Origin of the sequence: Nonomuraea sp. NPDC049684 (assembly GCF_044465345.1) — a bacterium.
In the GTDB taxonomy this organism is placed as follows: domain Bacteria; phylum Actinomycetota; class Actinomycetes; order Streptosporangiales; family Streptosporangiaceae; genus Nonomuraea.
Map to the genome: position 1 here is coordinate 39264 of NZ_JBITLO010000030.1, position 7207 is coordinate 46470.

Below are 7207 nucleotides of genomic sequence, written 5' to 3' on the forward strand. Positions count from 1 at the left end.
AGCTGTTCGCCGATGCGGAGTTCGCGGCTGCGTTCGCAGCGGAGGGTAACCCGGCTGTCACCGGGCAGGCTGGTGTTGAGCAAGGTGTTGCAGTGGGTGGAGAACCTGACCGATCGGGGCTCTTCGAACTTGATCGGGGTTTGAGGTCCAGCCGGACTCAAGGGGCTTGAGGGCTCGTGGCTCTCGGTGATCCTTCTTGTTGTCGATGCAAGAAAATCACAGCAGAGAAGCCACGAGCATGGTCAACGATACGACGCTGCTGCTCGGCCTGGACGGGGTGGAAGACGAGACGGTGTTGCACCTGGCCACCGCCGATGAACGAGCCAGATGCTGCCCGCAGTGCGGGGTCGCCGCTGTCCGGATGAAGGAATGGGTGACCACCCGGCCGCGTGACCTGCCCGTGGCAGGCCGACGGTGTGTGCTGCGCAAGCGCCGCTGGTGCTGCGACCAGGCCTCCTGCCCTCGGCAGACGTTCACCGAAGAGGTGCCGCAGATCCCCGCCCGCTCGCGGCTGACGGTGGGATTACGCCAGGCGACCGGTTCCGGCGTGGGTGGTGGCGGGCGGCGGTGATCCAGTCGGCGCGTGATCACGGGGTGTCCTGGCCGATCGTGTCGGCGGCGTTCACTGAGCACGCCCGCCGGGTGCTGCCCGCCCAGCCCCAACCGGTCGCCGTGCTGGGCATCAATGAGGTCCGCCGCGGCCCGCCTCGCTGGGTGCTGGAGGAGAGCACCCGCATCTGGACCACGGCGGTGGATCACTGGCACACCGGCTTCGTGGACCTGTCCGGCCATCAGGGGCTGCTCGGCCAGGTCGAGGGCCGCACCACCGCCGCCGTCACCGGCTGGTTCAACGAACGTGACACCGCGTGGCGCGAGCAGGTGGCCTTCGTCGCGATCGACATGTGTGCCATCTTCAAAGCCGCCGTACGCGCCGCGTTGCCGCACGCCGCGTTGCCGCACGCTACGCTGGTGGTCGACCACTTCCACGTCGTGCAACTGGCCAACCAGGCCCTTACCGAGGTCCGCCGCCGCCTCACCGTACAGGTGCGCGGTCGGCGTGGCCGCAAGGCGACCGGGAGTGGGAACTACGCAACCGGCTGTCCCCGCTGCGCGGCCCGGATGCACGGCGCCCAGCTCGATCCCATGGTCGATGACCTGCACGCCCTGCCCGCACGGCTCGGCGCGCCGATCCTGGCTGCCTGGAACGCTAAGGAGGACCTGCTGGACCTGCTCGCCCTGGCCCGCATCCACCCCGACCGCACGGTGATCGCCGACCGGCTGTTTCGCTTCTACGACCGCTACGCCGCCTCTGGCCTGCCCGAACTCCAACGCCTGGCCACCACGATCGACACCTGGTGGCCCGAAATCCTGGCCTTCATCCGCACCGACACTACCCACGCCGGCTCCGAAGGCACCAACCGCTCATCAAACCACCGCCCGCGACGCCCTGCGCGTCACCGACCGCAAGGGGCGGGAGATAGTCCAGCGGTGGCGCTCCCTCGAAGACGATGGAGAAGGACTGCCGCTGAGCAGAGTACGGCTGACCGCCCCTACGATGTCGACGCCTGATGGGCGGCCAAAGACGACGACTTGTTCTGAAACGCTGCAAGCTGCACATCAGCGAGTCCTGCCACACCGCCGCGGACACGAACGGCAAGACGATCGTGGCCCCCAAACTGATCACGAATGTTGCCACCACGGACGCGACCGTGCCGACGGTGAGCCGCTCACGGGCGAGTCGGTGAGCGGCTCACGCCTGTGATCCACCTTCACCGAGGCATCGGTTATCTGGCAGGGAACAAAGACATGGGATCGATCCAAGAGCTGGTGACCTCCTCGGCGGTAGTGGAGTAGGCGCAGTCGGAGGAGGTCGGGGTATCCGAGGGCATTGTCGGATATACCCCGACCTCTTCGGTGACTGCTGGGGTTGGCCCCGCCACGAATACGCTGATCAGCAGCGTGAGCGAAGAAATTGCCCGGATTGTTAGCCCTGTCCCCTACACTCGGCATCGATCTGACAATATCTTCGGATGATCTGCATCTGTAACGGTCCACACGTAGTCGGGAGACCAACGCTGTTGGGGTATGCACACAAGACGTACGGCCCCCTGGTCAGCTTGGAGTCGAGGCCAGGGCGAGGCGACGCCCAGTGACGGACAGTTCCTTTTTGAACCATTTTTCCATGCTGGACGTAGACCAGGCTCCGGAGAGTCCTGGACTCTACGCTTGGTATGTCAGCTTTCGTGCCGGCCCGCACGACTGGAAGATTAAGCCCAGTGCCGATGGAGACCAGGCTATTGAGGGTTTCCTGAACCTGCTCCGCAAGTACGCTGGCTACTATGAGCCCCTGCCAATCGATCTGAGCGGCAGAGGATCGTACGGAGCAAAATGGGAGGGCTCTCTGGAGCTGGACTACCCTCTTCGTGAGCCTGCGGAAGGAGTTCAGGTCGGGGATGACGACTCACTACAGCGCCTCGAAATGCTGATGAGTTCCCTCGACACCGAGGAGCGGCGCCGGGTGATGTCAACCATCCTCCAGAAGGCGTCTCCCGTGTTCTCCGCCCCTCTCTACATCGGGGTCGCAACGAACCTGCAGGAACGGCTTCGCAAGCACCGACTGGATTACACACGGACCCATGACTGGCTGCGTGAGCACCCTGAGGACGCGGAGACCATCCGAGGCCGGGGGAAGAACTTCGGCCAGCGTGCCGCGGCCCGGAACATTGCGATGGAACACCTCGAAGCCTGGATCATTGACCTGGCCGACGAGGAGAACGACGAAGCAACGAAGAAGCACCTGCGGAACACGGCCGAGTCAGCCGAGTGGCTCCTGCATCGGCTGTACTCACCGATTCTGGGAAGGCAGTAAGTGATGTTCGGCACAGGTACCAAGCTCACGTTCCGTGACTGTGTGCAGGGCACGTGGGGGAGCTTCTCCACGCCGGCCGGCCGGGTGGACTACATCATGACCAAGGCCCGGCTCGGAGACGACGCCGACGACCCGGAACGTCAGCTCACCAAGAGCTTGTCCCCGGTCCGGGAAGTCATGGAGGCCGGGGACCTGGACTTCAACCAGCTCCTGCAACGCGACTTGGATGACCACCGAGTTGCAGTCAGTCTGATCCCGTACTTGCTGAAGCCCCAAGCGACCGGACCTGCGTTCTTCCCTCCGATCGTGGCGGTGTTGCTGCCGTTCCGCAACAAGCGCCCATCGCGCTTTCCGGTCTTGGACGCGCCGACGGTGGTCGAAGACGACGGCGCCAGGTGGGAGCAGGAACAGGCGGGGACCTCGTTCCAGGTGCAACGACTCCTCGGCGGAAATGATCGGCTGCATCCTGCGAACGTCGGTAAGCTGTGGTGGAACAGGACCGAGTCGCAGCTAGTCGTTTTGGACGGCCAGCATCGTGCGATGGCGCTGCTCGCTGTCGAGCGCACGACAACGAATAGCTGGCAGAACTCCGCCGGCGCGAGATTCAGGTCGTTCTACGAGAACCAGGTCAAGCAGGCGCTGCAGGACATCAGTCATGGCGAATTGGACCTGAGCAAGGTTGAGGTACCGGTGACGGTCTGCTGGTTCCCTGACCAGGCCGGCGAGGACGCCAAGCCGCACGAGGCCGCACGCAAGCTTTTCGTAGACGTCAACAAGGAGGCGCGCCCTCCATCCGAGTCGCGCATCATCCTGCTGTCCGATGCCGAGTTGAGCAATGTGCTGACGCGGCGGCTGCTTAGCGAGCTCCGGAATGGACAGGACGAGTCTTATCTGCCGCTCTATGCGGTCGAGTATGACAACCCGGAGGTCAACTCCAGCCGCCCAGCTCGCTGGTCGGTGCTGACGAACATCAACCTTCTGAAGACGACGGTGGAGCGTTGCGTGTTTGGTCCGCCTAAGTATCTCAAGGATGTGACCTTGAGATTCGGAAGTCGTCAGAGCCCTGCTGAGCAGGACGCATTCATGCGCGAACAGCTGGATTTGACCAGCCTTTTCCCCGCCCAGTTCGAGGATGGTGGCTTCACCTACCAGCGGGAAAGCCTCGGTAACTCCGAGTTCCCCATCGGCCAGGTGGACACGATCAGCGATCGGTTCGCCGAGACGTGGGGACGCGGCATTCTCACGGTTCTATCGAGGACCGCCCCGTACGCCGCCCACGCGACAGCGCTGACCCGCTTGAAGGACGACTGGCATGTCGACGACACCGGGTTGACCCTCGCTCACGATGCGCTCTTCAGTGGTGTCGGCGTCTTCTGGACGTTGCGGGACAGCTATGAGCACTACCAGGAAAAGAAGGCGCTCGGCGCGAAGACCACCAAGTCGGACGTGATCAGGGCTTGGGAGGCCCTGAAAGTCCGCGAGGAGAACTTCGAGACTTACCGAGCGGTGGAGTTCCTGGAATCCGGTAAGCCTGAGGCACTCAAGAAGTCGAAGGCCGCCTACGCGGTGTTCAACACACATGCCTGCCAGCTCGGTTTGGTGCTGACCCTGGGCACGCTGTGGCAACTTCGTAAGGAGCAGCCTGGCGGCGCGGACACCAAGGATCTGCCCGCATTTGCCGACGCGTTGGTGAAGGGCTGGAACACGTACTTCTCCCAGGATCAGGGAAAGGCGAAGGACCGCAGGCTCGCGTTCAACAAGGCTGAGGTCAACCACCCGCTGAACCAGATTGGGAATATGGACACTGCGCAGTCGGTGTTCTTCCGGTACTTCTGGATGCAGGCACTCGACACTCCGGCTGCCTGGGCGCACATCGCGCCGTGGTTCCCCGATCGATCCGGCTTTGATCGGATGATCAGTGCTGCCCGTGAGCTGTACTTGAAGCTGTGTACCGACCAGCAACTCAAGGCTCTGAAGATCAGCAAGCCAGGCTCTGCCGAGCCAAAGCTCCGTGTCGAAGCTCAGCAGGCGGCAAGCAATTCGATAAAGCGGGCGCTGCGGGACTGGTTCTACCTGTCTGAGGACACGTACGAATCCTGGCTCTCATCGCTTGCAAAAGCCCCGGCAACTCTTACTGCTGACGAGGCTTCCTACGACAATAACGCGTTGATCGCTGAGGACGACGACAGTACGTCCGAGAATGTTCCGGTCACCAGCCTTGATGATCTCATTGGTGACTGATTTGATCACTGGCGATGAGGCTCTTTTCGATGAAGTCCTACCTGCCAGCTGCTTAGTGCTCCAGAGCACTTGGGGCGGCGGGTTCGTGGAGTGCAAGACGTGAGACGGCCACCGGCATGACTATGGATGTGTGAAGATGAAGCCGAGCGGTGGCCGTGCCGGTCACGATCGCCCAGGTCGGCGCTGGCGCACCAGCTGAGGTTCAAATGGTGCCAGCCACATCGCGTGGCACCGGCACCCCACCAGCAACACGTCGGTCACCACCGCCTTGGCGCGGCTGCTAGTGCGACTGTTGCTGCTGTTCCTGCTGGCTGGCTCGTGACGGTCATAGCCAAGATGATCGGTGATCCCGCCCTCCAGCGCCGACTCCAGCACGCGTTTGGTCAGTTGCTGCAGGCCACCCTTACTGGTTAGCTGCAGGCTGTCGCTCCTGGCCCGGTCCACAACATCGAGCCATGAACCGGTATCTTTCTGAGCCTGATGACACCTTGCGGACCGTGGACTTTCTCCAGTTCTCCGATGAAGAGGTTGATGACGTGGCTCCACAGCCGAATCGGGGCGAGCTTAAGCCCCCACCCTATTCTAGGCCGTGTTTCATAAGGATTTGAGCCGCTCGTCGATTGCGGCGATGCGGACAATGGCTTCCCAGTGCACGGCGAGCTTGTCATAGGGGGTGGCCATGCCTCGTTTGCGTTTGAGCAGATCGATCCAGCACTCCACGGCGTGGCGCAGTCGGTAGAGTTCAGGTCGAAGGCGGGTGGGCGTCCGCCCGTCGATCTCCGGGCTAGTGGGAGAGGGGGCTGACTATGCAAGCCTTAGCGCGGGCGCGAAGCGTTCAGTCATTACTGAGCTGCCCCGGAGAGGAGTCGCGCGTAAGAGGGTTCCCGGTTATTCCGAGATCTTTTCTCGCGGATTCCATCATTGAATAGCGTGACTGTCGCCTGGTGTCAGAGTCTAAAATGCGATCGGAGTCTCTTAGTGTGACATGTAATACTTGGGTATAGTTATGTGCACACTGTGCCAATTCGGATGAGCAGACAAGTTCAACGCTCTTCTTGGCCAGCCAGAGCTTGTGAAGATTTTCGTGTGCGGCTATCTCATCCGACTGGTTCTTGGATACCGATCGGCTGTCAAGGATAAGTTCGATGCGCTGAGCCGCATCGAGAAAGGATAGGATGGCCGCTTTCCGCTCAGCCCGCATGGTGGTGAGTTGGTCAAGTTCCAGGCGCTTGTTGTCAACGCGCGTCGCTAGGTACTGGCCCAAGAGGGTGCCGCCTGTGCCCAGCAGCACGCCTAACAGGGGGAGAACAGTAGTGCTGAACGCCTCCCAAGTCATAACCAGATGATCCCGAAGCAATGGCCTCATGTATAGAGGGCGTAGACCCGACGCTCGCCAGCGTCTTGAAGTGATCCCCAGACTCCCTAGCCGAATGACTCAATACGGCCGCTGCTCGGTGAGCCGGTGCTGAGGAACGAAGCATCGGATCGTCGATCGCCCCCAACCACGAACAGCGATCGGCCATCGCCTGGCGATCGTAAGGGCTGCATCTGTGCGGGGCGTGCGGGCGGAGAACCGAGGATGCGGCGGCGCGCCGCACCGCCGCTTTATGTCCTCTGAGCACAACTCGGCAAGCTTGAGGCTGTGTGTCCTCAGAGGTCTGATGTGAGACCACGGGTCCGAACGGTCAAGGCTTGGCCGCGGTACGCCTTTCGCCGTTCAGCTGTTCCCCGTATGGCTGACAGCGCGTGGGTGGTGCTGGCCGCGACCGGCCGAAGAGCCGCAGCGCGGCCAGCGACCGCCCGACGCGCGGCAGCCCGCCGGAGGCGGGCTGCCCTTGAAGCCGTGGAGAAAGTTCTCATCCAATCGTGGATCACGCATCTGTCCTGTCCCGGGACATGCTTGACACGTCGATCCCAAGACATGGGTGACAGGTGCTGCTGTCGGCCAGTCTGGCGTGCGTCGTTGCGGCGTCGTGCGTCAGGAGGCCGGGATTGGCCCTGGTGTGTCGACGACGCGTGAATACTGACCCCCAGGCGACAGCCGAAATCTGACCCCCTTGCAGTTCACTCTGGAGGGTGATCAAGGTGGAGGACTGG

Annotated in this window: 7 protein-coding genes; 4 read left to right on the plus strand and 3 right to left on the minus strand. The window is 62.4% G+C overall.

What is annotated here, in order from left to right:
- Nucleotides 1-238: 238 nt before the first annotated feature.
- From ACIBST_RS48625 to ACIBST_RS48640, 4 genes are all read left to right on the plus strand, one after another.
- Nucleotides 239-571, plus strand: coding sequence for a transposase family protein (locus ACIBST_RS48625; protein ID WP_397180243.1), 333 nt, complete (start codon nucleotides 239-241; stop codon nucleotides 569-571).
- Nucleotides 568-1569, plus strand: coding sequence for a transposase (locus ACIBST_RS48630; RefSeq protein WP_397180244.1), 1002 nt, complete (start codon nucleotides 568-570; stop codon nucleotides 1567-1569). The genes ACIBST_RS48625 and ACIBST_RS48630 overlap by 4 nt, the downstream gene beginning before the upstream one ends.
- 613 nt (nucleotides 1570-2182) lie before the next feature.
- Complete coding sequence (locus ACIBST_RS48635; protein ID WP_397180245.1) at nucleotides 2183-2869, plus strand: hypothetical protein; 687 nt, start codon at nucleotides 2183-2185, stop codon at nucleotides 2867-2869.
- Between the two features lie 3 nt (nucleotides 2870-2872).
- On the plus strand, nucleotides 2873-5110 hold the full coding sequence (locus tag ACIBST_RS48640; RefSeq protein WP_397180246.1) for a hypothetical protein: 2238 nt from the start codon (nucleotides 2873-2875) through the stop codon (nucleotides 5108-5110).
- A gap of 162 nt (nucleotides 5111-5272) precedes the next feature.
- Here ACIBST_RS48640 and ACIBST_RS48645 read toward each other — a convergent pair whose 3' ends face one another.
- The 3 genes from ACIBST_RS48645 to ACIBST_RS48655 all read right to left on the minus strand — a co-directional run bounded on the left by ACIBST_RS48645 (nucleotide 5273) and on the right by ACIBST_RS48655 (nucleotide 6446).
- A complete protein-coding gene (locus ACIBST_RS48645) occupies nucleotides 5273-5656 on the minus strand; it encodes a transposase (RefSeq protein WP_397180247.1) in 384 nt (127 codons plus the stop codon).
- Between the two features lie 48 nt (nucleotides 5657-5704).
- On the minus strand, nucleotides 5705-5830 hold the full coding sequence (locus ACIBST_RS48650) for a hypothetical protein (protein WP_397180248.1): 126 nt from the start codon (nucleotides 5828-5830) through the stop codon (nucleotides 5705-5707).
- A 115-nt stretch (nucleotides 5831-5945) separates the two neighbouring features.
- On the minus strand, nucleotides 5946-6446 hold the full coding sequence (locus tag ACIBST_RS48655; RefSeq protein ID WP_397180249.1) for a hypothetical protein: 501 nt from the start codon (nucleotides 6444-6446) through the stop codon (nucleotides 5946-5948).
- Nucleotides 6447-7207 lie beyond the last annotated feature (761 nt).

What these genes read in the sequence shown, in the direction of transcription:
- ACIBST_RS48625 (WP_397180243.1), top strand. Translation starts at nt 239, where the DNA reads ATGGTCAACGATACGACGCTGCTGCTCGGCCTGGACGGGGTGGAAGAC.
- ACIBST_RS48635 (WP_397180245.1), top strand. Translation starts at nt 2,183, where the DNA reads ATGCTGGACGTAGACCAGGCTCCGGAGAGTCCTGGACTCTACGCTTGG.
- ACIBST_RS48640 (WP_397180246.1), top strand. Translation starts at nt 2,873, where the DNA reads ATGTTCGGCACAGGTACCAAGCTCACGTTCCGTGACTGTGTGCAGGGC.
- ACIBST_RS48655 (WP_397180249.1), bottom strand. Translation starts at nt 6,446, where the DNA reads ATGACTTGGGAGGCGTTCAGCACTACTGTTCTCCCCCTGTTAGGCGTG.